This is a genomic window from Streptomyces sp. NPDC005706, from assembly GCF_040631045.1.
Classification (GTDB): domain Bacteria; phylum Actinomycetota; class Actinomycetes; order Streptomycetales; family Streptomycetaceae; genus Streptomyces.
The window spans coordinates 74,594-98,677 of record NZ_JBEXYS010000021.1; the positions used below are offsets into that span (position 1 = coordinate 74,594).

The window sequence follows — 24,084 nt, forward strand, 5'->3', positions numbered from 1 at the left end:
CGGGGAGCATGCGCCCGTGAGCGCCCCTATGCGCGGGATGCGTGTGACCTACGCCGTATGGGGCCCGTACGAGTCCTCCACCGTCCCCCGTTCGATCTAGGGTTTCGGCATGGCACGACCACGGCGCATCGTCCTTGTCCGGCACGGCGAGTCAACGGGCAATGTTGATGACTCCGTGTACGAGCGGGAGCCCGACCACGCTCTCGCCCTGACCGAGCGCGGCCGGAGACAGGCGGAGGAGACCGGAAAGAAGATCCGGGAGCTCTTCGGCCGGGAGCGCGTGAGCGTGTACGTCTCCCCGTACCGCCGTACCCACGAGACGCTGCGCGCCTTCCATCTCGACCCCGGCCTCATACGCATGCGGGAGGAGCCCAGGCTGCGCGAGCAGGACTGGGGCAACTGGCAGGACCGCGACGACGTGCGCCTGCAGAAGGCGTACCGGGACGCCTACGGCCACTTCTTCTTCCGGTTCCCGCAGGGCGAGTCCGGCGCCGATGTCTACGACCGGGTCGGCGGCTTCCTGGAGAGCCTGTTCCGCAGCTTCGAGGCGCCGGACCATCCGCCGAACGTGCTGCTGGTGACGCACGGGCTCGCGATGCGGCTGTTCTGCATGCGCTGGTTCCACTGGACGGTGGCGGAATTCGAGTCGCTGTCGAACCCCGGGAACGCCGAGATGCGGACGCTCGTTCTCGGTGACGACGGCAAGTACACCCTGAACCGGCCCTTCGAGCGATGGCGGGACCCGGTACCGCACTGGGGTTCCGGATAGAGTGGCAGACCGATGACCGCTGACTCCTCTTCCCTCGAGCGCCTGAACCGCGCCCTGGCCAGCCTGCGCGGACTGGCGGTGGGAGACGCGCTGGGCTCGCAGTTCTTCGTCCCGGCGAACTATCCCCTGCTCAAGCGCCGCGAGCTGCCCGCGGGCCCCTGGCAGTGGACGGACGACACGGAGATGGCCTGCTCCGTGGTGGCCGTCCTGGCCGTCCACCACCGCCTCGACCAGGACGCGCTGGCCGGCTCGTTCGCCGAGCACCACGACTTCGACCGCGGGTACGGCCCGGCCGTCAACCGGCTGCTCCGCCTCGTCCGCGAGGGCGAGGACTGGCGCGAGGTGGCGGCCGGTCTCTTCAACGGGCAGGGGTCCTGGGGCAACGGCGCCGCGATGCGCATCGCGCCGCTGGGTGCCTGGTACGCCGACGACCCCGAGCAGGCGACCCACCAGGCGGAGATCTCGGCGTATCCCACGCACCAGCACCGCGAGGCCGTGGTGGGTGCGATGGCCGTCGCCGCGGCCGCCGCGCTGGCCGGGTCGCTGGGCGGGCCGCCCGGCCCCGAGGCGCTCCTCGACGGTGTTATCGCACTCATTCCGAAGAGCGCTGTCGGCGCGGGCCTGCGCCGGGCCCGCGACATGCTCGACTACGGCGATCCGGCCACCGTCGCGGCCGTGCTGGGCTGCGGTCGCCGCACGTCGGCCCACGACACCGTCCCGTTCGCCCTCTGGTCCGCCGCGCGGGCCCTGGCCGACTTCGAGACGGCGTTCTGGACGACCGCCCAGGTCGGCGGGGACGTGGACACGACCTGCGCGATCGTGGGCGGCGTGCTCGGTTCCGGCAAGGCGGGCACGCCACCCGCGCCGTGGGTGGAGCGGACCGAGGCGCTGCCCGGGTGGGTGCCGACGGGGTTCTGACCCCTGCTCGTCGTCACGCCACAGAGGACCGGAAACTCTCCGTACCCGCCGGGAACTCTGTGTGACCGTCCGCCGTTCTGCAGGTAGCCGTCGCCCGCGTCGATGCGGACGACGGCTCGGTCCTGGCAGGCGAAGGCGGGAGGGGGTGTGCGGTGATGGCGGTCGTCGTCGCTGTGCCGGCCGTGCTTGTCCCGCTGCTGGTCTCCGTGTCCGTATGGGTGATGCGGACGGCCGGGCCGCAGCGTCTCCCGTTCTCCCGGCCGCGGTCCGGCTCGTCGCGGTTCCGCGCGGCCGCGGGCTGGTCAGCCGATGCCCGGGCCCGCCGTGCCGGCGAGGGCTTCGAGATCGCTCTTCCGGACCCTGATCACCAGCCAGGCGGTGAGGAACGCGAGCACGGCCATGGCGGCGGCCGGGACGAAGGCCGCGGAGATCCCGTGAGCGAGCACCTCATGCCCCCAGGGCGCGGGCAACTGGTGCGTCTTGGCGAACTGCGCCTTCTGCTCCGGAGTACCGCCGGCGAGGAACTTCGGCAGTTGCTTCTTCGCCTCGTCCGTGCTCGCGGAGCCGAAGACGGTGGTCAGGATGGACAGGCCCAGCGAACCACCGACCTGCTGGGTGGCGTTGAGCAGCCCGGAGGCCGCGCCCGCCTCGTGCTGGGCCACACCGGAGACGGCCGTGACGGTGACCGTCACGAAATTCAGGCCCATGCCGAACCCGAACACCAGCATCGGTCCCAGCACGCCGCCGAGGTAGGAGCTGTCGGGTGTGATGAAGGTCTGCCAGACCAGTCCGGTCACCACGAGCGCCGAGCCGGTCATCATGAAGGGCTTGGGGCCGAGCGTGGGCAGGAAGCGCTGGGACAGGCCCGCGCCGACCGCGATCGCGAAGGTCACGGGGAGGAAGGCCAGGCCGGCCCTGATCGCGCTGTAGCCGAGCACGTTCTGCACGAACAGCACGATGTAGAAGAACATGCCGAACATCGCGGCGGCGAGGCTCAGCATGATCACGTACGTGCCCGAGCGGTTGCGGTCGGCGAACATCTTGAGCGGGGTGATCGGTTCCTTCGCCCGCAGCTCGGTGAGGACGAACGCCACCAGCAGCACCACCGCGGCGCCGAAGGACCCCAGGGTGAGACCGTCCCGCCAGCCCTCCTCCGAGGCACGGATGAACCCGTACACCAGCGTGGCCATGCCGGCCGTCGACGTGAGCGCACCCGCGATGTCGAACCGCCCCGGGTGCCGCTCGGACTCGCTGATGTACAGCGGGGCGAGGAACGCGATCAGCAGGCCGATCGGCACGTTGACGAAGAGCACCCACCGCCAGTCGAGCCAGTCGGTCAGCATGCCGCCCGCCAGCAGGCCGATGGCGCCACCGCCCGCGGACACGGCGGCGAACACGCCGAAGGCCCGGTTGCGTTCCGGGCCTTCGGGGAACGTGGTGGTGATCAGGGCGAGCGAGGTGGGCGAGGCGATCGCGCCGCCCACTCCCTGCAGGGCGCGCGCCGCGAGCAGTTGCCAGGGCTCCTGGGCGAGGCCGCCCAGCAGCGAGGCGAAGGTGAACAGCAGGATGCCGGCCATGAACACCCGGCGCCGGCCGAGGATGTCGCCGGCCCGCGCGCCGAGCAGCAGCAGACCGCCGAAGGTGAGTGTGTAGGCGCTGACCACCCAAGTGAGGTCGGTGGTGCTGAACTTGAGAGCGTCTTGAATGTGCGGGAGCGCGATGTTCACAATCGTCGCGTCGAGTACCACCATGAGCTGGCAGGCCGCGATGACGGTCAGCGCGATGCCGGGATGCCCGTCCCGGCGGGCCGCGCCGGGTTTCCGTTCCTGAAGCAGCTGAGAGGTTGTCACCATGGGTCCCCCACAAAGGCGTTAGTGAACGCTTGCGTTCACTTTCGTGTCAACGGTAGTGAGTCCCCGACAGTGAACGCAAGCGTTCACTTAATTCCGCGTCACGTATCGCGTCCCCCTTGCTGCGACGTGACGCGGCCCCACCCCGGAACCCCCGCTTCCCTTGCATGCTGGAGAGTCACAGATGGATACCTCGCGCTGGACGGCCGCTCCCGCTCAGGCGGCCACTCCCCGTCGGCGCGGCGCGGTGCTCGAGCGCGCGATCCTGGATGCCACCCTGGAGCAGCTCAGTACGGTCGGCTGGAACGGTCTGACCATGGAGGGCGTCGCCGCCGGCGCCCAGACCGGGAAGGCGGCGGTCTACCGCCGCTGGCCCTCCAAGGAGGATCTGGTCGCCCATGCCCTTGAGGCCGGACTGCCCCGCGTCGAGGAAGTCCCCGACCTGGGCAGTGTCCGGGAGGACCTACTGGCCCTGTGCCGGCGTGCACGGGACGCGATGTTCTCGCTTCCCGGTTTCGCTCTGCGTGCCGTGATTCACGAATGCGATCCAGCGCAGGTGGAACGCTTCCACAGCGTGATCTTCGAAGGGGTGGTCGAGCCGATGATCGAGCAGCTCCGCGAGGTCGTCATCCGTGGCATCGGTCGAGGGGAGGTGCGCCCGGACGCCGACAATGGCTACGTCTTCGACGCCGTTCCGGCGATGATGATGTACCGATCCAAAATGTGCGCCAGCGAATGGAGCGATCAGGAGCTCGAGGAGATGATCGACCGGCTGATGATGCCGCTGCTGAGGCAGTACGGTTCCGGGTCCTGATCGATGGCCTCGCGCCTCCGGCCCGTTCTGGAGGGCCGGGGTGTCGCGCGGCCCTGTCGGCGGCGTAACCTAAGGGCGCCATGCCGTACGAACCACCTACACACACCGTCGAGCGCTCCCTGCGCGCCACGACCGGAGCGAAGGTCATCGCCGGTGTCGACGAGGTGGGGAGGGGCGCGTGGGCGGGCCCCGTCACCGTCTGCGCGGCGATCACCGGACTGCGCCGGCCGCCCGAGGGCCTGACCGACTCCAAGCTGCTGACCGTGAAGCGGCGCACCGCACTGGCCGGGATACTGCAGTCCTGGGTCACGGCCTATGCCCTGGGGCATGCGTCCCCCGAGGAGATCGACTCCCTGGGGATGACGGCAGCGCTGCGGCTCGCCGCCGTCCGCGCCCTGGACCTGCTGCCGGTCCGCCCGGACGCCGTGATACTCGACGGCAAGCACGACTACCTCGGTACCCCGTGGAAGGTGCGCACGGTCATCAAGGGTGACCGGTCCTGCGTGGCCGTCGCGGCGGCGTCGGTGATCGCCAAGGTTCAGCGCGACAAAATGATGGCCGAACTGGGTATCGACCATGCAGACTTCGGATTCGCGGACAACGCCGGGTATCCGTCGCCCGTGCACAAGGCGGCACTGGAGGAGCGGGGGCCCACCCCGTACCACCGCTTGTCGTGGGCGTATCTTGATGCGCTGCCCCAGTGGCGGCACCTCAAGAAGGTCCGCAGCTGGGCGGACGGAAGCGTTCCGGAGATCGAGGGTCAGATCGGCTTCGACTTCTGACGGTTCCGCTCGCACTGATGTGCCACCCGGCTGACCGTGCCGCACCAACGTTTGATAAAAATCAGCTCATGCCTCTCATTCCCGAGGAGCCTCAGATTCACGAGAGTGCCCAGGGTCCCCGCACCGCGCCGACCCCACGCCCCGTACCCGGCCCCCGTCCCGCGGCTCCGTCCCGCCCCGGTCGTCCAGGCCCCCCGCGGCCCGCGCCGCCGGTGCAGCGCGCTTCGCGTGACGCGGCTCCGGCCAAGCCGGCCCCGTCGGGCCCGGCCGCTCCCACCGCCACCGCTCCCACCGCCACACCGGCGACTCCGCAGATCCAGTTGATCCCTGCCTCGGCCGAGGGTGCGCTCGACGCCGCCGAAGAGGCAGTGGACCTCCTCCTGGACTCGGGCCGCGCCCCCGGAGATGTGCTGGTGATCACCACCGATTCCCAGCACCCGTGGGCGGAGCACGAGTTGTCCTTCGGAGAGGCCTCCTACTGGAGGCAGCACGACGCCGGTGACGACGTCTTCTACACGGACGCCGTCCACGCCTCCCGTGCCGCGACCCGGCCCGTGGTCGTCGCGGCCGTCAACGGCGACTCCGCCGCCACCGCCCTCCCGCTGGCCCACTCGCGGGCCGGTGCGCTGCTGATCGTCTGCGGTGACCCGCAGCAGATCAACGCGCTGCTGGGCGCAGGCGTCTGAGACACGTCCCGGCCCCCGCGGGACCGGGCATGACGAAGAGCCGCTCCGACGACATCCGTACGGCGCGGCTTTCGGCATGCCCGGACGACCTTGCAGCGGCTCTTCCCCTCGTGCGAGCCGGCCCCGTTGCCGGGAGCCGGCAGCGGCGGTGTGGGAAGGCGGCGTCCCGTGGCAGTGCGTGGGCGGCCTGCGCAGGGCCGGCGGCCGTCGTCAGCCGTAGCCGCGGCGCGCCCGGTGACCGGCCCGTGCCGTGCGCCGGACGTGTCCGGAGCCCCGAGCTCCCGGACGGGCCGGCGTCAGCGTGCGGCCGCGCGGCGCAGGACCTCGGAGACCGGGCCACCGGTGCGGGGAGGCAGGGGCGGGGCCTGCGACATGGCGAAGGGCTCGGGTTCCGAGTGGGCGTTCGGATGGCGTCCGCCCCGTCCCTCACCGAGGACCTGCCAGCCGTCCCCGGTCAGCGTGATGTACGCCCCGCAGCGCAGCCCGTGCAGCGTGCAGGCGTCACGCAGTCCCCACATCCAGGCCCCGTCCTCTTCGGTCCAACGCGCTTCGCCCTCACGGCAGTAGAGCAGCACGGCGGTGCGCACCGGGGTACGGCGGCGCAGGTCGTGCGGGATCACCCGACGCAGCTGGGCCAGCAGCGCGTTGCGGAACATCCAGCCGTCGGCCGGTGCGGGGCGCCGTATGAACGACGCGCTGGCGCACAGCCGTTCCTCCGGATCCAGGACGGCCACGACCGCCATGGACGGCCGGGGACGATGGCGGGCATGCAGCCCGCTGACGATTTCCCGCGGGTTGCGCAGCAGGGGGATTCCGGCGGCTGCCCACTCCGCGGGCTCGAGCAGGCGACTGGCGGAAGCGGCGGACGCGGACGTCGACAAGGAGGCCGCCGAGGACGAGGCGAATCCGAAGGTCACGTTCCTCCCTTCGGCTACGCGCCCACACTGCGGGCGAGGTCGGATTCGGGGGAGCGCGCACCGCGGCGAAGCCCACGGATCATGGGCGAGCCGTGCGGGGAGCGGACTTCAATTCTTCCTGTCGAACTTGGATGCGGCAACGAGCAATTGGAGCCGCCGACGGTTATCTGGCGGTGCGTGGCTTATATCCCTACCCACAGGGGACGCTGACGACCCCTTTGGCGCTCCTCCGTGGCACCTCCGTGTCCCCCCGAGCCGCGCCTGCCCGGCTCGCGGGGGTGCGCTGTCACCCCTGGACGGCCAGCACCAGGGGCAGCACCCCTTCGGCGCCGGCCCTTCTGAGCAGGCGTGCCGCGACGGCGAGGGTCCAGCCGGTCTCGGTGAAGTCGTCGACCAGCAGGACCGGACCGGGCGCCTCGGCGAGCGCGGAGGCGAGGGCGGGCGGCAGCGTCAGCGAGCCGTCGAGGGCCTTGAGCCGCTGGGCGCTGTTGCTGCGCGGCAGCCGGGGTGCGTCCCCGGCGTACTGCACGGAGCCGAGCAGCGGCAGCCGGCCGACCTCGGCGATGCGGGCGCCCAGGGAGCTGATCAGTGCGGGCCGGGAGCGGGAGGCCACAGTGACCACACCCACAGGCCGGGCCTGGGCACCGGCCGCCCCCGAAGCCCACCCGCCCGGGCCCTTCGCCCAGTCGGCCAGTACGTCCACCACGGCTCGCGCCACGTCGTCGGGCACGGGCCCGTCGGGGGCCTGGGGTGCCAGCAAGGGCCGCAGCCGGTTTCCCCAGCCGATGTCCGACAGCCGTCCCAAGGCCCGCCCGGACGAGGCCTGTTCTGCGACCGCGATGCGGCCCTTGAGACTGATGCCGATCGCCGGGAGTCCCGTCGGCCACATGCGGCGGGGCTCCACCTCGACCCCGGCACGGCCGAGGTCGACGCGCGCGGCGTCCAGCGCCGCCGTCGTGGTGTCGGCGGTGAAGCGCGGCCCCGCGCAATTGTCGCAGCGGCCGCAGGGCTTGGCGCCCTCGTCGTCCAGCTGCCGCTGCAGGAACTCCATCCGGCAGGTCGTGGTGGACGCGTACTCGCGCATCGCCTGCTGCTCGGCCCCTCGCTGCCGGGCCACCCAGGCGTACCGCTCGGCGTCGTAGGACCACGGCTGCCCGGTCGCGATCCAGCCGCCCTTGACCCGCCGCACCGCTCCGTCCACGTCGAGGACCTTCAGCATCGTCTCCAGTCGGGAACGGCGCAGCTCCACCAGGGGTTCCAGGGCGGGGAGGGACAGCGGCCCGTCGGACCGGGCGAGCACGTCCAGAGTGCGGCGGACGAGGTCCTCGGAGGGGAAGGCGAGCGAGGCGAAGTACTGCCAGATCGCCTCGTCCTCCTTGCCCGGCAGCAGCAGCACCTCGGCGTGCTCGACGCCACGGCCGGCGCGGCCGACCTGCTGGTAGTAGGCGATGGGGGAGGACGGCGAACCGAGGTGCACCACGAACCCGAGGTCCGGCTTGTCGAAGCCCATGCCCAGAGCCGACGTGGCGACCAGCGCCTTGACCCGGTTGGCGAGCAGGTCGTCCTCGGCCTGCTGCCGGTCGGCGTTCTCCGTCCGGCCGGTGTACGAGGCGACGGTGTGGCCGCGCTGCCGCAGGAACGCGGTGACCTCCTCGGCGGCCGCCACGGTGAGCGTGTAGATGATGCCGGAGCCCGGCAGGTCGTCGAGGTGGTCGGCGAGCCAGGCCATCCGGTGCGCCGCGTCCGAGAGCCGCAGCACGCCGAGGCTCAGGCTCTCCCGGTCCAGCGGACCCCGCAGCACCAGGGCGTTCGACGTACCGCCGGTGCCGAGCTGCTCGGCCACGTCGGCGGTCACTCGGGCGTTGGCGGTGGCGGTGGTGGCCAGCACGGGGACGCCGGGCGGGAGGTCGCCCAGCATGGTGCGCAGCCGGCGGTAGTCCGGGCGGAAGTCGTGACCCCAGTCGGAGATGCAATGGGCCTCGTCCACGACGAGCAGTCCGGTCGCCGCGGAGAGCTTGGGCAGGACCTGGTCGCGGAAGTCGGGGTTGTTCAGCCGCTCCGGGCTGACCAGCAGCACGTCGACCTCGCCGCGCTCGATCTCGGCCTGGACGGCCTCCCACTCCTCCGTGTTGGCGGAGTTGATGGTCCGGGCGTGGATGCCGGCACGGGCCGCGGCCTCTACCTGATTGCGCATGAGCGCGAGCAGTGGGGAGACGATCACCGTGGGCCCGCTGCCTCTGGCTCGCAGCAGCGACGTCGCCACGAAATACACCGCGGACTTCCCCCAGCCCGTGCGCTGCACGACCAGGGCCCGGCGCCGGTCGGCGACCAGCGCCTCGATCGCCCGCCACTGGTCCTCGCGCAGCCTCGCCGTCGCCGTCGTGTCCCCGACGAGCCGGGCTAGGACGGCGTCGGCCTGCGCCCGGAGGTCCGCGTTGCTCGTGTGCTCCATGCGTCCCATACAACAGGACGAGACTGACAACCGGGCGGGACGGCGGCGGCGAGCGGCCCTCCTCGGCACTCGGACTGTGGAAGAACGCCCGCGACAGCGGTCACCCGTTGGGGGTCTTGTCGTGTCCCTGATTTGAGTTGTCCACAGGCTCAAGCGGAATTACGAGATCCGCGAGATCGTCGGCGCATGACGAATCACGGCGAAACGACCGGACCCTTCGAAAACGGTGACCTCACCGGGCACGTGCCACTGAGCGGACCACCGAGCGACCCGTCCGCGCAGGACCCCCAGGTCACGCTGCGCACCCCCGCCGAGCTGGCCGACGCCCTGCCGTACCTGCTCGGCTACCGCCCCGAGGACAGCATGGTGCTGGTCGCTCTGCACGACCGGGAGGGCCGCGGGCGGTTCGGCGGCCGCGCCCGGCTGGGCATCCCGGCGAGTCGGGAGGACTGGCCGGAGGCGGCCCGGCAGCTGGCCCGGGGCCTGGTGGCCGGCAGCGAGCGACGTGGCACCCGGCCTGAGCAGATGGTCGCCTACGTCTGCCAGGAACCCGACCCCGGCGAGACAGGCGGGGACGTGATGAAGCGGCTCGAGCCGCTCGCCCAGCTCCTGCGCACCGAATGCGGCAGCCTCGACGTGCCGGTGATCGAGGCACTGTGCGTCTCGGACGGCCGGTTCTGGTCGTACTGCTGCCCGGTCAAGGGATGCTGCCCCGACGACGGAACGCCGATGGGCCTGCCCGGCACCTCGGTGCTGGCCGCCGCGGCCACCTACGCGGGGATCCAGGTACGCGGAACGCTCCGCGAGCTGCGGGCCAGGCTGCTGCCCTGGGAAGCGGGTGCCTCCCTGGAACAGGAGGTCGCCCTGGACGCGGCAGGCATGTCCCTGGTGCCCCGCATTCTGGACGACGCCGAGCGTGTGCGCGTGGCCGAGGAGACCCTCGGGCTGGCCGACCGGGTCATCCGCCGGCTCGCCGCGGCGACGCCGGTGTCCGGTGCCCGCCAGGCGGACCTCAGGGACGACGGTCTGCTCGCGCACGATGAGGCGGCGACGCTGATTCTCGGGCTCCAGGACCGCACGACCCGCGATCGTGCGGCCGCGTGGATGGAGGGCGAGGACGCCGGTCCCGCTCTGAGGCTCTGGCGTGCGCTGGCCCGCCGCTGTGTGGGTCCGTACGGCGAGCACGCCGCCGCCCCACTGACCCTGGCGGGCTGGGTGGCCTGGTCGTCCGGAGACGAACTGGAGGCCCGGGAGGCCCTCGCGATGGCCCTCGGCGCCGACCCCGACTACCTGTTCGCCCGGCTGCTGCATCAGGCGTGCAACGAAGGGCTCGACCCCGAGTCGATCCGCCGCGCTCTGCGCGCGGAACGTGAGCGGCCTGTCGGACCGGAGGCCGCGGGCCAGGCCGCTCCGGCGACCGGGGCGGCGTCCGATGAGCCTTCGCCCGCCCCCGTCGAAGGACCCGTGGTCACCACTCGGTCCGGCGGCCCCGGTGCCGAGCGTGCCCGGACGGCAGGTGGCCCACGGCGCCGACGCCGAACCCGAGCCGCGGAGTCCGTCGACGGCACTGCTCGGCCGGCGCGCGGGGACGAAGGGGGCCGACGCCCGGCCGGCTCCCGCCCCCAGCCGTCGGGCACCGGGCCTTCCCGTCCGGGCAGCGTCAAGCCGGGTGCCGCCCGTGTCCGGGCGGGTGACGGCATGTCCCGTGGCACCGCGGCGAGTGGACACCGGGAGAGCGAGGGCGAGGGATGAGAGCCGAATGCGGCCGGCGGCTCCTGGAGGAAAGCGGGGAACGGCCGTCCTCGACGCGTGGCAGCCTGCCTCGGAAGAGCCGGGGCGGGAGAGGGCGTGGGCTTCGGGCGGGGTGGAAGGCACTCCATGTCTCAGGGCCCGCAGCAGGAGTCTGACCTCGTGCGACACCGGCGGCTCGAAGATCTGTAGCCCGGTCCGCGCGCCACACCGGATCGAAGCGTATCCCGTGTCGGGGCGGTCGGGGAAGGGAGTGTTTATCGTCAGGCAGACGACTATGATCGCCGCATGCCCTACGACCCGTCAGCCTTTCCGCCCTTCGCCGTCACCGTGGACCTGGTCGTGCTGACCGTGCGCCGTCATTCGCTGTGTGCGCTGGCGGTGCGCAGGGGTGAGTCGCCGTTCCAGGGGCGGTGGGCGCTGCCCGGCGGTTTCGTACGGGCCGACGAGGACCTGTCCCAGGCCGCGGCCCGGGAGCTGGCCGAGGAGACCGGGCTGAGCGCCCACGACCCCGCGGCGCCGGCCCAGGACAACGGCGCCCATCTCGAACAGCTCGCCACCTACGGTGACCCGAAGCGGGACCCCCGGATGCGGGTCGTCAGCGTCGCCCACCTCGCGCTCGCTCCGGATCTGCCCGCGCCCCGTGCAGGCGGCGACGCGAGCAACGCGCGCTGGGCTCCGGTCGAGGAACTGCTCCAGCAAGGCGGATACGGCCGCGACGGCGAACCCGTGGCGCCGCTCGCCTTCGATCACGCCCAGATCCTTGCCGACGGGGTCGAGCGGGCCCGCTCCAAGATCGAGTACTCCTCGCTGGCCACCGCGTTCTGCACGCCCGAGTTCACCGTGGGGGAGCTGCGACGGGTCTACGAAGCCGTGTGGGGGGTCGCCCTCGATCCGCGCAACTTCCATCGCAAGGTCACCGGAACGCCTGGATTCCTGGTCCCCACCGGCGGCACCACGACCCGCCAGGGTGGCCGGCCGGCCCAGCTCTTCCGGGCCGGGGGCGCCACCCTGCTCAACCCGCCGATGCTCCGTCCCGAGGTCTGACGCACACGGCAGCCGGGACCCGTGTCGGCCGATGCCGGCAGGGGCGTGCCGGTGCCCCTTCCGCCTATTGGCGGACGCGTAGCCCGCCCGACTTGCGCACCACCGAAGAATAGATAGGGGGATACCAGGAAAACCGGACATCGCGCGCTATCTTGCTGCAGGTGATCCAGGCCTTCGGATTGACCAGCAACCCCCGCAAGGCGCACCCGCCCGCCGTCGACGACGTCTCCTTCGAGGCGCGCGCCGGTCATGTCACCGTGCTCCACGGAGCCGGGGGAGCGGGCAAGACGACGACGCTCAGGCTCATGCTCGAACTGCAACAGGGTCGCGGTATCACCCACTTCCGGGGACGGCCCCTGCACCGGATCGCTCATCCGTCACGGGAAGTCGGCGTGCTCCTCGGGGACGTGCCCGGGCATCCGGCCCGCTCGGTCCGCGGCCACCTGCGCATGCTGTGCGCGGCGGCCGGTGTCCCCGTCCGCCGCGCGGACGAGGTGCTCGAGGTCGTGGGTCTCGTCAGCCTCCGCGAGGAGCGCCTCGGGACCCTGTCGCGCGGCATGGACCGCAGGCTCGGACTGGCCTGCGCCCTGCTGGCGGACCCGCACACACTCGTGCTGGACGCGCCCACCGCATGTCTGTCCGCCCGCGAGGCGCGCTGGCTGCACGGCATGCTGCGCGCCCACGCGGACCAGGGCGGCACGGTGCTGTTCACGACGGCCGACCCCAAGGAGGCGGCTCGCACGGCCGACCGGGTCGTCACCCTGGACGGCGGCAGGCTCTCCGCCGACCAGGAGGGCAGGGAGTTCGCCCGCACCCGGCTGCGTCCGCGCGTGGCCGTCCGCAGCCCCCACGCCGCCCGCCTCGCAGCTCTGCTCGCCAAGGAGGCGCGTACCGCGCAGCGCTCCGTCGAGGTCGTGCGAGAGGCCGGCAATCACCTCTCGGTGTACGGCAGTACGACCGCCGATGTCGGCGAGATCGCCTTCCGTCACGGCATCCTCGTCCATCAACTCGCCGACGAAGTCGGTGACATGGGGTCCAGCGCGGGTCCAGAGGGCGGCGAGAGCGCGGACGGAGGGCCGCTGTCCGCCGGGCGGGACCGGGCCGTCGCGGAGCACTCCCCGCAGGGGCGGACGCAGGGCGAGTGCGGCTCGTCGTCGCAGGGGAGGAGCGCCGTACCCGCGTCGGCGGTGCCCGCTCTTCCCTCCGAGGAGCGCAAGCGGTCGTTGTCCCGTGTCTCCCTGCCTGACGACGCGCTGGAGCGGAACGCCGACGGCCCCCGCCCGGTGCCCACGGGGAAGCGCGACGCCCTCTCCAGGAGCGAGGACACCGCAAGGGGGCCGCAAACGGAGGGTCTGCCGAAGTCCGACGCCGCATCCGCTGCCGGCCGCGCACCCGCCGGTGCCGCTTCCGCAGTCGAGGCGCCCACGGGCGGCGCCGATGCGGCGGCCTCCGGCACCTCCATGATCGCCGCCGGTGCCCGTTCGGACGTGCCTGCCCCGGAGGCCGACTCCGCGGAGGCCACCGCCGGCGCACGAGCCAGAGCCGATGCCACGACCATGGTCGCCGACGACACGCCCGCGGCCGGCACCACAGTGCCCGGCGCACGGAACCCGGGCGCCAGGCATCCCGGCAGCGGGCAGCCACGGGCCGAACCGCCGGCGCGCTCGCTCGCCGACGCGGCCCGTACCCTCGACGCCCTGTCCCCCCTCCCGCCGCCCATCACCGTCCGCACCGCTCGCGGTCCCCTCCGCCCGCTGCGCTACGAACTGCGGCGCGCCGCGGGAATCGGCACCGGTTTCCTCAACTGCGGGGCCGCACTGCTGGTGTCCGCGCTCACCGCCGTACTCCTCGCCCGGATCGGTCACACCCCGCAGGCACGGCTGTTCGCCGCGTGGCCGAGGGAACTGCCGCTGCCACCCGCGGCGCTCGCGGCGGGGCTGCTCGGCGCCCTGTCCTTCGGGGACGAGTTCCGTCACCCCGCGCTGGCGGCGGACCGCGGCACCGTGCCACGTCGGCTGGGCCTGCTCACCGCCAAACTCCTCGTATCCGGAGCCACCGCCGTGATGCTGGCCTTTCTCACGGTGGGCTGCGACGCCGAGGTGCTCTACCTCGTCCACGGCCGGGAGCTGACCCAAGTTCCCTCGGACTGGCTTTCCTTGAGCGTGAGTTGGTTCGGACTTGTGGTCGGCTGCGCCTGGGCAGGGGTACTGGCGGCCGGGATCTTCCGGTCCACCACGGCCGGTCTCGCCGCCGTCCTCGCCGTGCCCATCGCCCTCGTTCCCGTCCTGCGGTGGGTGCTGGGCGGACCGGCCGTGCGGACGGCGGCCGGCTTCCCCGTGCGGATGCGTCAGGTGCTGCTGCCGCAGTGGCCCTTCGGAGGTGAGCGCTATCTGCTGGCCACGGCCCGGGTCGTCGCCCAACCGGTCGGCGGCGCACTGGCGTTGTCGCTGGCCGCGCTGTTGTGTGCGTACCTGGTCACGACCGTGCGAACCAGGGTTCGATGACCACCGCTGCGAACGCATCCGGTCCCGGCATGCCAACAACTCCCCGAATACGGCTCGTTTCCTTCCGATAAGGCGTCAATTGCGACGCGGTGAGCGATCACCCTTTCGTGTGCTTTTCACCAAAGACCTCAAGGGAGTTGAAGACGACGCCGACAAAGGATGCGTGAGTACCCTTGCGCACACCATGATGACCGCCGCCCGCTCCTCAGACTCCGGTCTGGTCGGCCCGGGCGAACTCGACCGCTACCCCTACACCGACGCCTCGGTGAACGACCGGGTCGGAGCGCCTGCCTGGGAGGGAGCGGAGCCCGAGCTGGGCCGCGTGGGCCGGCGCGCCACGGGCAGCCGCGGGCGCGGACTGCACGGCCAACTCGTTCAACAGCTCGGTCAGATGATCGTATCGGGCGACCTGGGGGCCGACCGCCCGCTCGTGCCCGAGGAGATCGGCCAGCGCTTCGAGGTCTCCCGTACCGTCGTCCGGGAGTCCCTCCGCGTCCTGGAGGCCAAGGGCCTCGTCAGCGCCCGCCCGAACGTCGGTACGCGCGTGCGCCCCGTCAGTGACTGGAACCTCCTGGACCCGGACATCATCGAGTGGCGGGCCTTCGGGCCCCAGCGCGACGATCAGCGCCGCGAGCTGAGCGAGCTGCGCTGGACGATCGAGCCGCTGGCCGCCCGCCTCGCCGCCGGGCACGGACGGGAGGAGGTGCAGCAGCGCCTGTCCGACGTGGTCGAGATCATGAGTCACGCCATGGCACAGGGTGACGCGCTGACGTTCTCGCGGGCCGACACCGAGTTCCACGCGCTGCTCATCCAGATCGCCGGCAACCGCATGCTGGAGCACCTCTCCGGAATCGTCTCGGCCGCTCTCCAGGTCTCCGGGGGACCGGTCACGGGCTGTGACCGGCCGAACGAGGCCTCCCTCGCGCTGCACGCGCGGATCGTCGACGCGCTGGGCACCGGCGACGGCACGGCGGCGGAGACGGCAATGCGTCAGCTGCTCACCGTCCACCCCGAGGTGGAGCGCGTGGTTCCCGCCCCGCGCGAGCATTGACCCGTTTCCCAGCGGTGCGGTCGTCGGTTTGCCGCGGTGCCGTGGCCGGCGCGGCGGCCGGGCTCGGGGACCGGCCGTCGCCGGCCCCCGCCGGAATCCTCGGAGTCCGGCGGGGCCCGGCGTCGCCGTGGCCGGGCTGCGATCGACCCCGGCCGACGGGGCGGCTGCGCAGGTGATCCTGTATGCCGGTCTTCGATAGCTTTTGATCGCTTATGGGGTGTGACTCGGGCCACGCAGATTGGGCGTAACGCTCGTGGGAGCAGCGCGATGACCTAAGAGGTGACAGCCGCGGAGGGAATACGGACGCCTGGCAAGGCGCTGTGCATCTCCCCGGCCCCCGCCCGCTCCGTCGGCCCATCCCCGGCCGGTGGTCGGCTCCTGTCCGTCGTGGACGGGGCCGGAAGCCGTTTTCCAACGTTCCGAGAGGTTGTTCGTGTCGGCCAGCACATCCCGTACGCTCCCGCCGGAGATCGCCGAGTCCGTCTCTGTCATGGCGCTCATTGAGCGGGGAAAGGCTGAGGGGCAGATCGCCGGCGACGATGTGCGTCGGGCCTTCGAAGCCGACCAGATTCCGGCCACTCAGTGGAAAAACGTACTGCGCAGCCTCAACCAGATCCTTGAGGAAGAGGGTGTGACGCTGATGGTCAGTGCAGCAGAGCCCAAGCGCACCCGAAAGAGCGTCGCAGCGAAGAGCCCGGCCAAGCGCACCGCCACCAAGACGGTCGCGGCCAAGACGGTGACCACCAGGAAGGCCACCGCCACCACGGCCGCCCCGGTCGCGCCCGCCGCCCCGGCCGCCGACGAGCCCGTCGAGGAAGCCGCACCCGCCAAGAAGACCGCTGCAAAGAAGACGACCGCCAAGAAGGCGACCGCCAAGAAGACGGTCGCCAAGAAGACCGCGGCCAAGAAGACGACCGCCAAGAAGGACGACGGCGAACCGGTCGAGGACGAGGCCCTCGAGGAGACCAAGGCCGCCGACGAGCCCGAGGGCACCGAGAGCGCGGGCTTCGTCCTGTCCGACGAGGACGAGGACGACGCTCCCGCCCAGCAGGTCGCCGCCGCCGGTGCCACCGCCGACCCGGTCAAGGACTACCTCAAGCAGATCGGCAAGGTCCCGCTGCTCAACGCCGAGCAGGAGGTCGAGCTCGCCAAGCGCATCGAGGCCGGTCTGTTCGCCGAGGACAAGCTGGCCAACGCCGACAAGCTCGCACCCAAGCTCAAGCGCGAGCTGGAGATCATCGCCGAGGACGGCCGCCGCGCCAAGAACCACCTGCTGGAGGCCAACCTCCGACTGGTGGTCTCCCTGGCCAAGCGCTACACCGGCCGCGGCATGCTCTTCCTGGACCTCATCCAGGAGGGCAACCTCGGTCTGATCCGCGCGGTCGAGAAGTTCGACTACACCAAGGGCTACAAGTTCTCCACGTACGCCACCTGGTGGATCCGTCAGGCGATCACCCGCGCCATGGCCGACCAGGCCCGCACCATCCGTATCCCGGTGCACATGGTCGAGGTCATCAACAAGCTCGCGCGCGTGCAGCGCCAGATGCTCCAGGACCTGGGCCGCGAGCCCACCCCGGAGGAGCTGGCCAAGGAACTCGACATGACCCCGGAGAAGGTCATCGAGGTCCAGAAGTACGGCCGTGAGCCCATCTCGCTGCACACCCCGCTGGGCGAGGACGGCGACAGCGAGTTCGGTGACCTCATCGAGGACTCCGAGGCCGTGGTCCCCGCCGACGCGGTCAGCTTCACGCTGCTGCAGGAGCAGCTGCACTCCGTTCTGGACACCCTGTCCGAGCGTGAGGCAGGCGTCGTCTCCATGCGCTTCGGTCTCACCGACGGTCAGCCGAAGACCCTCGACGAGATCGGCAAGGTCTACGGCGTGACGCGTGAGCGCATCCGCCAGATCGAGTCGAAGACCATGTCGAAGCTGCGCCACCCGTCGCGTTCGCAGGTGCTGCGCGACTACCTCGACTAGGTCCCGGTCGTTCGATGCCGAAGGCCCGGCCCCCTCGGGGGCCGGGCCTTCGTGCTGCGCGCGACGGCAGCCTGAATGACTCTGGGTGTTCCAGTACCACCCCAGAGTGAGGAGGCCGTATGTGCCGTTCGATTGCCCGGGCACTGATCGGGCCCCTGGCCCTCGTGGCCGTGATGACCGCCATACCCCTGACCACCCCTGCCGTCGCGGCCCCCGGCGGCGTGGTCGTCGGGGGGTTCCCGATAGACGTCTCACAGGCTCCCTGGACCGTGGCGCTGTCGAGCCGTGACCGGTTCGGGGGTACGCGGGCGGGGCAGTTCTGCGGCGGCGTGGCGGTCTCACGGACCACCGTGCTCACCGCGGCCCACTGCATGGCCGATGAGGTCCTCGGGGCGCCGCCGAACCAGGTGCGAGACCTGCGAGTCATAGCGAGCCGTACGGACCTGCTGTCCACCGAGGGCGAGGAGATCGCCGTACGGGATGCCCGGGTGAATCCGCGCTACGACGTCGCGGGCAACTCCGGCGACTTCGCGGTGCTCACTCTCGCCCAGCCGCTGCCGCGCGGCGCCGTGGTGGCGATGGCGCCCGAAGGCGATACAGCGTACAAGCCCGGGACGAAGGCACTGGTCTCCGGCTGGGGAGACACCACGGGCGGCGGGGCGTACCCGCGCCACCTCCGCGCCGCGCACGTAAAGGTGCTGGCGGACGACGTCTGCGCCCGCGCCTATCCCGGTGGTCCGGACGGGACCTACCGGGCCGACACCATGCTCTGCGCCGGAGAGCCCGCAGGCGGCCCTGACGCCTGCCAGGGCGACAGCGGGGGCCCGCTCGTGGCATCGGGCCGGCTGATCGGCCTGGTGTCCTGGGGGAGCGGATGCGGCCAGCCCGGAGACCCCGGTGTCTACACACGGGTGTCCGACGTCCTCCGGGGCCTGGGAGTCCTCCGGGGCCCGGGAGAGCCGGCTGCGGGTCCGCAGCGGCCCCGGAAGGACTCCTGAGGGCTTCACAGAGGCATGAACACGGGCGGCCGCTCCTGGGGACAGGAGCGGCCGCCCGTTCACCGGCCTGTGCCGGCGCTGGCTCGTCGTGGGTGCGAGATTCAGCGCTCTTCGTCGGAAGCCTCGCTCGGAGCGGACGTCAGCCGCTCCGTCTCGTCCTGTATCTCAGCGGCGATCTTCTTGAGTTCCGGCTCGAACTTGCGACCGTGGTGGGCGCAGAAGAGCAGTTCTCCGCCGCTGAGCAGGACGACGCGCAGGTATGCCTGGGCGCCGCAGCGGTCGCAGCGATCGGCGGCCGTCAGCGGGCTCGCGGGGGTCAGAACAGTAGTCACGTCGCCTCTTCTCTAGCTCGACGAGCTGTCGTACCAGGGTCAACATCCAACCAGCCCGAAAACGTTCCCGCTCGTGGCTTTTTCTGGAAAAAATCTTCCGGGGCGGCTGTCTGCTGCCGGGTGGCGGCGAATGTGCCGTAGTGCGTCTCTTGGGTGCTTACGGTTTCGCGCGGTATCCGGTCTCTGTCCTCCCGGCTGGCTTGCCGGTTGTTCATGAGGACGTGCCCGGAGCCTAAATGGTTCATGCCTCCAAGGGAACGTGATGTGGACTTCACCCCATCGAGGGATCGAACATCCATGCGACTGTGGACTAGGCTGAGATTTCGACGAGGGTTGCGTTACAACGGCTCTACCAGGCCTCGGTACCCTCTGAGCGGCAACCGAAGCCAACCCCTTACCCACGAGGGGGTCATCTGAAATTCAGCGAGGAGCGAACCGCGTGACCGCCGATACGTCCGTGCCGTCCACAGCGCTGCTGGCAGGAGCAGACCGGGACGGTTCCAACTACACCGCGCGGCACCTGCTCGTCCTCGAGGGCCTCGAGGCCGTGCGGAAGCGCCCGGGTATGTACATCGGCTCGACAGACAGTCGCGGTCTGATGCACTGTCTGTGGGAGATCATCGACAACTCCGTGGACGAGGCCCTGGGCGGCTACTGCGACCACATCGATGTGATCCTCCACGACGACGCCTCCGTCGAGGTGCGGGACAACGGCCGCGGCATCCCCGTGGACGTGGAGCCCAAGACCGGCCTGTCCGGCGTCGAGGTCGTGATGACCAAGCTCCACGCCGGCGGCAAGTTCGGCGGTGGCTCCTACGCCGCCTCCGGCGGACTGCACGGCGTCGGCGCCTCCGTGGTCAACGCCCTCTCGGCCCGCCTCGACGTCGAGGTGGACCGCGGTGGTCACACCCACGCCATCAGCTTCCGGCGCGGCGTTCCGGGGGCCTTCCGCGGTAACGGGGCCGAGGCCAAGTTCGAGGCCGGGAGCGGCCTGGCCAAGAGCAAGAAGATCCCCAAGACGCGTACCGGCACGCGCGTGCGGTACTGGGCCGACCGGCAGATCTTCCTGAAGGACGCCAAGCTCTCCCTGGAGAACCTGCACCAGCGTGCCCGGCAGACCGCCTTCCTGGTGCCGGGCCTGACCATCGTCGTGCGGGACGAGTTCGGACTCGGCGAGGGCGGCAGCAAGGGTGAGGAGTCCTTCCGCTTCGACGGCGGCATCAGCGAGTTCTGCGAGTACCTGGCGAGCGACAAGGCGGTCTGCGACGTCCTCCGCTTCTCGGGGCAGGGCACCTTCAAGGAGACCGTCCCGGTCCTGGACGAGCACGGTCAGATGACCCCGACCGAGGTCGCGCGTGAGCTCGGCGTCGACGTCGCGCTGCGCTGGGGAACCGGCTACGACGCGAAGCTGCGGTCGTTCGTGAACATCATCGCCACCCCCAAGGGCGGCACCCACGTCGCCGGCTTCGAGCAGGCCATCACGCAGACGATGAACGAGGTGCTGCGGGCCAAGAAGATGCTCCGCGTCGCCGAGGACAACATCGTCAAGGACGACGCTCTGGAGGGTCTCACCGCCGTCGTCACGGTCCGCCTCGCGGAGCCGCAGTTCGAGGGCCAGACCAAGGAGGTCCTCGGCACCTCGGCGGCCCGCCGCATCGTGAACAACGTGGTCACCAAGGAACTGAAGGCGTTCCTGACCTCCACCAAGCGGGACGCGGCCGCCCAGGCCCGGGTCGTGATGGAGAAGGTGGTCGCCGCCGCCCGCACCCGGGTCGCGGCCCGCCAGCACAAGGACGCGCAGCGGCGCAAGACCGCCCTGGAGTCCTCTTCCCTTCCGGCGAAGCTCGCCGACTGCCGCAGCGACGACGTCGACCGCAGCGAGCTGTTCATCGTCGAGGGCGACTCGGCGCTCGGTACGGCGAAGCTGGCTCGGAACTCCGAGTTCCAGGCGCTGCTGCCCATTCGCGGCAAGATCCTCAACGTGCAGCGGTCGTCGGTGACCGACATGCTCAAGAACGCCGAATGCGGCGCGATCATCCAGGTCATAGGGGCGGGCTCGGGCCGCACCTTCGACATCGACGCGGCCCGCTACGGCAAGATCATCATGATGACCGACGCCGATGTGGACGGTTCCCACATCCGCTGTCTGCTGCTGACGCTGTTCCAGCGCTACATGCGGCCCATGGTCGAGTCCGGGCGGGTCTTCGCCGCGGTGCCGCCGCTGCACCGCATCGAGCTGATCCAGCCGAAGAAGGGCCAGGACAAGTACGTCTACACGTACTCGGACCGCGAGCTGCGCGACAAACTCATGGAGTTCCAGAGCAAGGGCATCCGGTACAAGGACTCGATCCAGCGCTACAAGGGCCTGGGCGAGATGGACGCCGACCAGCTGGCCGAGACCACGATGGACCCGCGTCACCGCACCCTGCGCCGGATCAACCTGTCCGACCTGGAGGCCGCTGAACAGGTCTTCGACCTGCTCATGGGCAACGACGTGGCACCGCGCAAGGAGTTCATCTCCGGCTCGGCGGCCACCCTGGACAGGTCACGGATCGACGCGTAGCCGCACCACCCCGGCGCCGGCCGGCCGGTCCGCTCCGGGCGAGCGGCCGGCCGACCGCCATGTGGTCACTCCTACGTCGAGACCGGTGAGAGCCGGGGTCTCTTAAACCAACGGTGTGCCTTGCCCGTCTCTCCACCCGGGCGTCTCTCCACCCGTGGGTGGAGAGACGCCGGCCCGTTGATTCCACCCGCGATCCACCCCCGCTCCGATCTCCCGACCGGCGGGTTTCCGTAGCTTCGATGGTGTCGGCGGCACCCGCTCCCGACCGCACCTTCTCGCTCACGGAGGCAGTGATGTCCGGGTTCGTCAACGCGCTGGTGATCGTGGCCGTCGCCGCCGTGGTGATCGTGCGGCAGTTCCGTGCCCGCGCGATCGACACGGACCGGCGCTGGTGGCCGCTGCCCGTGCTCCTCGCTGTGGTGGCACTGCGTGAACCCGGCATAGTCGACGACCACCACCCCACGGCCTCGGTCACCCTGCTCGCCGTCGAACTGCTCATCGGCGCGTTCACGGGCGCCGGCTGGGCCTGGACCACGCGGATCTGGACGGCGCCGGACGGTGTCGTGTGGACCAGGAGCACCAAGGCCAGTGCCGTCGTCTGGCTCGTCGGCATAACCCTGCGAGCCGGCCTCTTCGCCCTCGGCGCCGCGTCAGGCGTGCACCAGGACAGTTCCGCGCTGATGCTGGGCCTCGCCGGCACCCTGCTGGTACGCGCCGGGGTCCTGGCCTGGCGGGCACAGTCCCTCGGCCCCTCGTGCCGCCCGGCCCCCGCGTACGGTGACGACGTGCGGCTCGCCTGGAAGGAGCGCGTGTGACGGAGAACGCTCTGACCCGCTGGCCGACCCGGGAGGCGCTGGGCCGGGCCGGCACCAGCCGGCCCCGGCGGATGCTCGCCTGGGCGGTCCGGTTCCTGGTACTCGCCCTGCTGCTGTGGGGCGCTTTCAGTCAGAGACACGTCGGCATCTGGGGTGCGCTCGCGGCCGCGGCGGCAGTCCTGCTGGCCGGCCTCGTCTCGTGGGCGTTCTTCCACACCACCTATGAGCACCGGCTGGTGTCCTCGCTCGCCCTCATGGCGGTGCTTCTGGGCATCGCGGTGACGGCCGAGGCCACCGGGTTCAGAGGACCGGCCCTGGTGATCTGGTGCGGTTGCGGAGTCTCGGCCCTGGAGCGGCTGCCCCTGGGTGCCGCGCTGCCCGTGACGTCCGTGGCACTGGCCTCGTTCTCCGCCTTCAACAACGACGTGTGGCTCACCACCGCCGCCACGGTGGCGGGCATGGCCCTCGCCGGATACGTACTGCGGCTCGACGCGGAGGCCCGGGGCGGCGCACAGCGGCTACTGGCCCAGGCACGCGCCGCCCGGGCCGCCGAGGCGGAGTCGGCCGCGCTGGCCGAACGGGCGAGGATCGCCCGGGAGATCCACGATGTGCTCGCGCACAGCCTCTCGGCGCAGCTGGTGCACCTGGAGGCCGCCCGGCTGCTCATCGAGCGCGGCGCGGACCGGGACCAGATCCTGGAGCGGGTGGTGGCCGCCCGGGGCATGGCCCGTGACGGCCTCGCCGAGACCAGGCAGGCGCTGAGCGCGCTGCGGGGCGAGCTGACTCCGCTGGAGGAGTTCCTGACCGGACTCGTCAGTGCGGCCGACGGTGCCGATGTCACCGTCACGGGTGAGCGCAGACCTCTGCCGGCCGAGGCGTCGCAGGCCGTGCGACGCGTCGCGCAGGAGGCACTGACCAACGTCCGCAAGCATGCCCAGGGTGCCAAAGTGCAGCTGTGGCTCGACTACGGCGAGCACGAAGTGACACTGGGCGTACGGGACTCGGGTGGGCGTCCGGGCGAACTCACGGGTGCCGGCGGCGGGTACGGTCTGCGGGGGATGCGGGAGCGCGCCGAGCTGCTGGGCGGTTCGCTCGACGCGGGACCGGACGAGGAAGGGTTCGTGGTGACGCTGAAGGTGCCCGTATGACGGAGCCGGGGGAGAGGAAGGCCGCGCGGGTCGTGGTCGCCGACGACCAGACCGTGGTCCGCGAAGGCATCGTGATGCTGCTGGGCCTGCTGCCCGGTCTGGAAGTAGTAGGGTCCGCCGGCGACGGCGAGGAGGCGGTGCGGCTGGTCGCCGAACTCGCCCCGGATGTAGTGCTGATGGACCTGCGGATGCCGCGCTGCGACGGGGTGGAGGCCACGCGCCGGATCCGGTCGGAGTACCCGGGTACCCAGGTGGTGGTGCTCACCACCTTCGGGGACGACGAGTCGCTGTTCCCCGCGCTGCACGCCGGAGCCCGCGGCTATCTGACCAAGGACGCGGGCGGCGACGAGATCGTGCGGGCCGTGGAGAGCGTTCTGTCGGGAGAGGCGGGACTGGCGCCGAGCGTCCAGCGGCGCCTGCTGGAGAGACTGTCGGAGCCCGCGCCCGTACCCGCCGTGACCGAGGCGCCCGACGGGCTGACCGCGCGGGAGGCCGAGGTCCTGGTGCTGATCGCCGAGGGGCTCACCAACCAGGAGATCGCGCGCCGGCTGCACGTCTCCACGGCCACCGTGAAGACCCACATCAACAATCTCTTCGCCAAGACGGGCCTCAAGGACCGGGCGCAGGCGGTGCGTTACGCCTACGCGAAGGGACTGGTGCGGCCTCCCGTGAAATGAGTCACCTGATGGGGTGAAGCGTTCCGGGAAGAGAAGT

The 24,084-nt window shown here is 71.2% G+C and carries 19 protein-coding genes; 15 read left to right on the plus strand and 4 right to left on the minus strand.

Translation table 11 applies throughout. The features are described from left to right. Window positions 1–109 precede the first annotated feature (109 nt). Both ABZ478_RS27565 and ABZ478_RS27570 read left to right on the plus strand, forming a co-directional pair. The gene (locus ABZ478_RS27565) at window positions 110–769 is read left to right on the plus strand and encodes a histidine phosphatase family protein (RefSeq protein ID WP_359553343.1); all 660 of its coding nucleotides are present in this window, start codon (window positions 110–112) and stop codon (window positions 767–769) included. A gap of 12 nt (window positions 770–781) precedes the next feature. Further along, on the plus strand, window positions 782–1,687 hold the full coding sequence (locus tag ABZ478_RS27570) for an ADP-ribosylglycohydrolase family protein (protein ID WP_359553345.1): 906 nt from the start codon (window positions 782–784) through the stop codon (window positions 1,685–1,687). Window positions 1,688–1,989: 302 nt separating this feature from the next. Here the strand turns inward: ABZ478_RS27570 and ABZ478_RS27575 are convergent, their stop codons facing one another. After that, window positions 1,990–3,537 carry an MFS transporter gene (locus tag ABZ478_RS27575; RefSeq protein WP_359553418.1) on the minus strand — a complete coding sequence of 516 codons (1,548 nt, stop codon included), beginning with the start codon at window positions 3,535–3,537 and terminating at the stop codon, window positions 1,990–1,992. Window positions 3,538–3,721: 184 nt separating this feature from the next. Here ABZ478_RS27575 and ABZ478_RS27580 point away from each other — a divergent pair, with 184 nt between their 5' ends. From ABZ478_RS27580 to ABZ478_RS27590, 3 genes are all read left to right on the plus strand, one after another. Next, window positions 3,722–4,351, plus strand: coding sequence for a TetR/AcrR family transcriptional regulator (locus ABZ478_RS27580; RefSeq protein ID WP_359553347.1), 630 nt, complete (start codon window positions 3,722–3,724; stop codon window positions 4,349–4,351). Between the two features lie 80 nt (window positions 4,352–4,431). Beyond that, window positions 4,432–5,133, plus strand: coding sequence for a ribonuclease HII (locus ABZ478_RS27585; RefSeq protein WP_359553349.1), 702 nt, complete (start codon window positions 4,432–4,434; stop codon window positions 5,131–5,133). Between the two features lie 68 nt (window positions 5,134–5,201). Next, window positions 5,202–5,819: a hypothetical protein gene (locus ABZ478_RS27590; protein WP_359553350.1), complete on the plus strand. Its 618-nt coding sequence runs from the start codon at window positions 5,202–5,204 to the stop codon at window positions 5,817–5,819. Between the two features lie 296 nt (window positions 5,820–6,115). Here ABZ478_RS27590 and ABZ478_RS27595 read toward each other — a convergent pair whose 3' ends face one another. Further along, on the minus strand, window positions 6,116–6,736 hold the full coding sequence (locus tag ABZ478_RS27595; protein WP_359553351.1) for a hypothetical protein: 621 nt from the start codon (window positions 6,734–6,736) through the stop codon (window positions 6,116–6,118). A gap of 286 nt (window positions 6,737–7,022) precedes the next feature. Further along, window positions 7,023–9,188 carry a RecQ family ATP-dependent DNA helicase gene (locus tag ABZ478_RS27600; protein WP_359553353.1) on the minus strand — a complete coding sequence of 722 codons (2,166 nt, stop codon included), beginning with the start codon at window positions 9,186–9,188 and terminating at the stop codon, window positions 7,023–7,025. Between the two features lie 186 nt (window positions 9,189–9,374). Between ABZ478_RS27600 and ABZ478_RS27605 the strand changes: the two genes are divergently transcribed. The 6 genes from ABZ478_RS27605 (at window position 9,375) to ABZ478_RS27630 (ending at window position 18,512) form a co-directional block, all read left to right on the plus strand. Further along, window positions 9,375–10,940 carry a DUF4192 domain-containing protein gene (locus ABZ478_RS27605; RefSeq protein WP_359553354.1) on the plus strand — a complete coding sequence of 522 codons (1,566 nt, stop codon included), beginning with the start codon at window positions 9,375–9,377 and terminating at the stop codon, window positions 10,938–10,940. A gap of 285 nt (window positions 10,941–11,225) precedes the next feature. Beyond that, on the plus strand, window positions 11,226–11,984 hold the full coding sequence (locus ABZ478_RS27610) for an NUDIX hydrolase (protein WP_359553356.1): 759 nt from the start codon (window positions 11,226–11,228) through the stop codon (window positions 11,982–11,984). Window positions 11,985–12,136: 152 nt separating this feature from the next. Then, the gene (locus ABZ478_RS27615) at window positions 12,137–14,488 is read left to right on the plus strand and encodes an ATP-binding cassette domain-containing protein (RefSeq protein ID WP_359553358.1); all 2,352 of its coding nucleotides are present in this window, start codon (window positions 12,137–12,139) and stop codon (window positions 14,486–14,488) included. A 163-nt stretch (window positions 14,489–14,651) separates the two neighbouring features. Beyond that, window positions 14,652–15,539 (plus strand): FadR/GntR family transcriptional regulator, encoded by an 888-nt coding sequence (locus ABZ478_RS27620; protein WP_359553360.1) that lies wholly within the window; start codon window positions 14,652–14,654, stop codon window positions 15,537–15,539. A 433-nt stretch (window positions 15,540–15,972) separates the two neighbouring features. Then, window positions 15,973–17,514 (plus strand): RNA polymerase sigma factor, encoded by a 1,542-nt coding sequence (locus tag ABZ478_RS27625; RefSeq protein ID WP_359553361.1) that lies wholly within the window; start codon window positions 15,973–15,975, stop codon window positions 17,512–17,514. Between the two features lie 119 nt (window positions 17,515–17,633). Further along, window positions 17,634–18,512: a serine protease gene (locus ABZ478_RS27630; RefSeq protein WP_359553363.1), complete on the plus strand. Its 879-nt coding sequence runs from the start codon at window positions 17,634–17,636 to the stop codon at window positions 18,510–18,512. A 101-nt stretch (window positions 18,513–18,613) separates the two neighbouring features. Here ABZ478_RS27630 and ABZ478_RS27635 read toward each other — a convergent pair whose 3' ends face one another. Next, window positions 18,614–18,844, minus strand: a complete 231-nt coding sequence (locus tag ABZ478_RS27635) for a hypothetical protein (protein ID WP_359553365.1) — start codon at window positions 18,842–18,844, stop codon at window positions 18,614–18,616. Between the two features lie 439 nt (window positions 18,845–19,283). Between ABZ478_RS27635 and ABZ478_RS27640 the strand changes: the two genes are divergently transcribed. The 4 genes from ABZ478_RS27640 (at window position 19,284) to ABZ478_RS27655 (ending at window position 24,047) form a co-directional block, all read left to right on the plus strand. Next, window positions 19,284–21,407 carry a DNA topoisomerase IV subunit B gene (locus ABZ478_RS27640; protein ID WP_359553366.1) on the plus strand — a complete coding sequence of 708 codons (2,124 nt, stop codon included), beginning with the start codon at window positions 19,284–19,286 and terminating at the stop codon, window positions 21,405–21,407. Between the two features lie 293 nt (window positions 21,408–21,700). Further along, the gene (locus ABZ478_RS27645; protein WP_359553368.1) at window positions 21,701–22,222 is read left to right on the plus strand and encodes a DUF1453 domain-containing protein; all 522 of its coding nucleotides are present in this window, start codon (window positions 21,701–21,703) and stop codon (window positions 22,220–22,222) included. After that, window positions 22,219–23,370 carry a histidine kinase gene (locus ABZ478_RS27650; protein WP_359553370.1) on the plus strand — a complete coding sequence of 384 codons (1,152 nt, stop codon included), beginning with the start codon at window positions 22,219–22,221 and terminating at the stop codon, window positions 23,368–23,370. The genes ABZ478_RS27645 and ABZ478_RS27650 overlap by 4 nt, the downstream gene beginning before the upstream one ends. Then, the gene (locus tag ABZ478_RS27655) at window positions 23,367–24,047 is read left to right on the plus strand and encodes a response regulator transcription factor (RefSeq protein WP_359553371.1); all 681 of its coding nucleotides are present in this window, start codon (window positions 23,367–23,369) and stop codon (window positions 24,045–24,047) included. The genes ABZ478_RS27650 and ABZ478_RS27655 overlap by 4 nt, the downstream gene beginning before the upstream one ends. The last annotated feature ends 37 nt before the right edge of the window (window positions 24,048–24,084 follow it).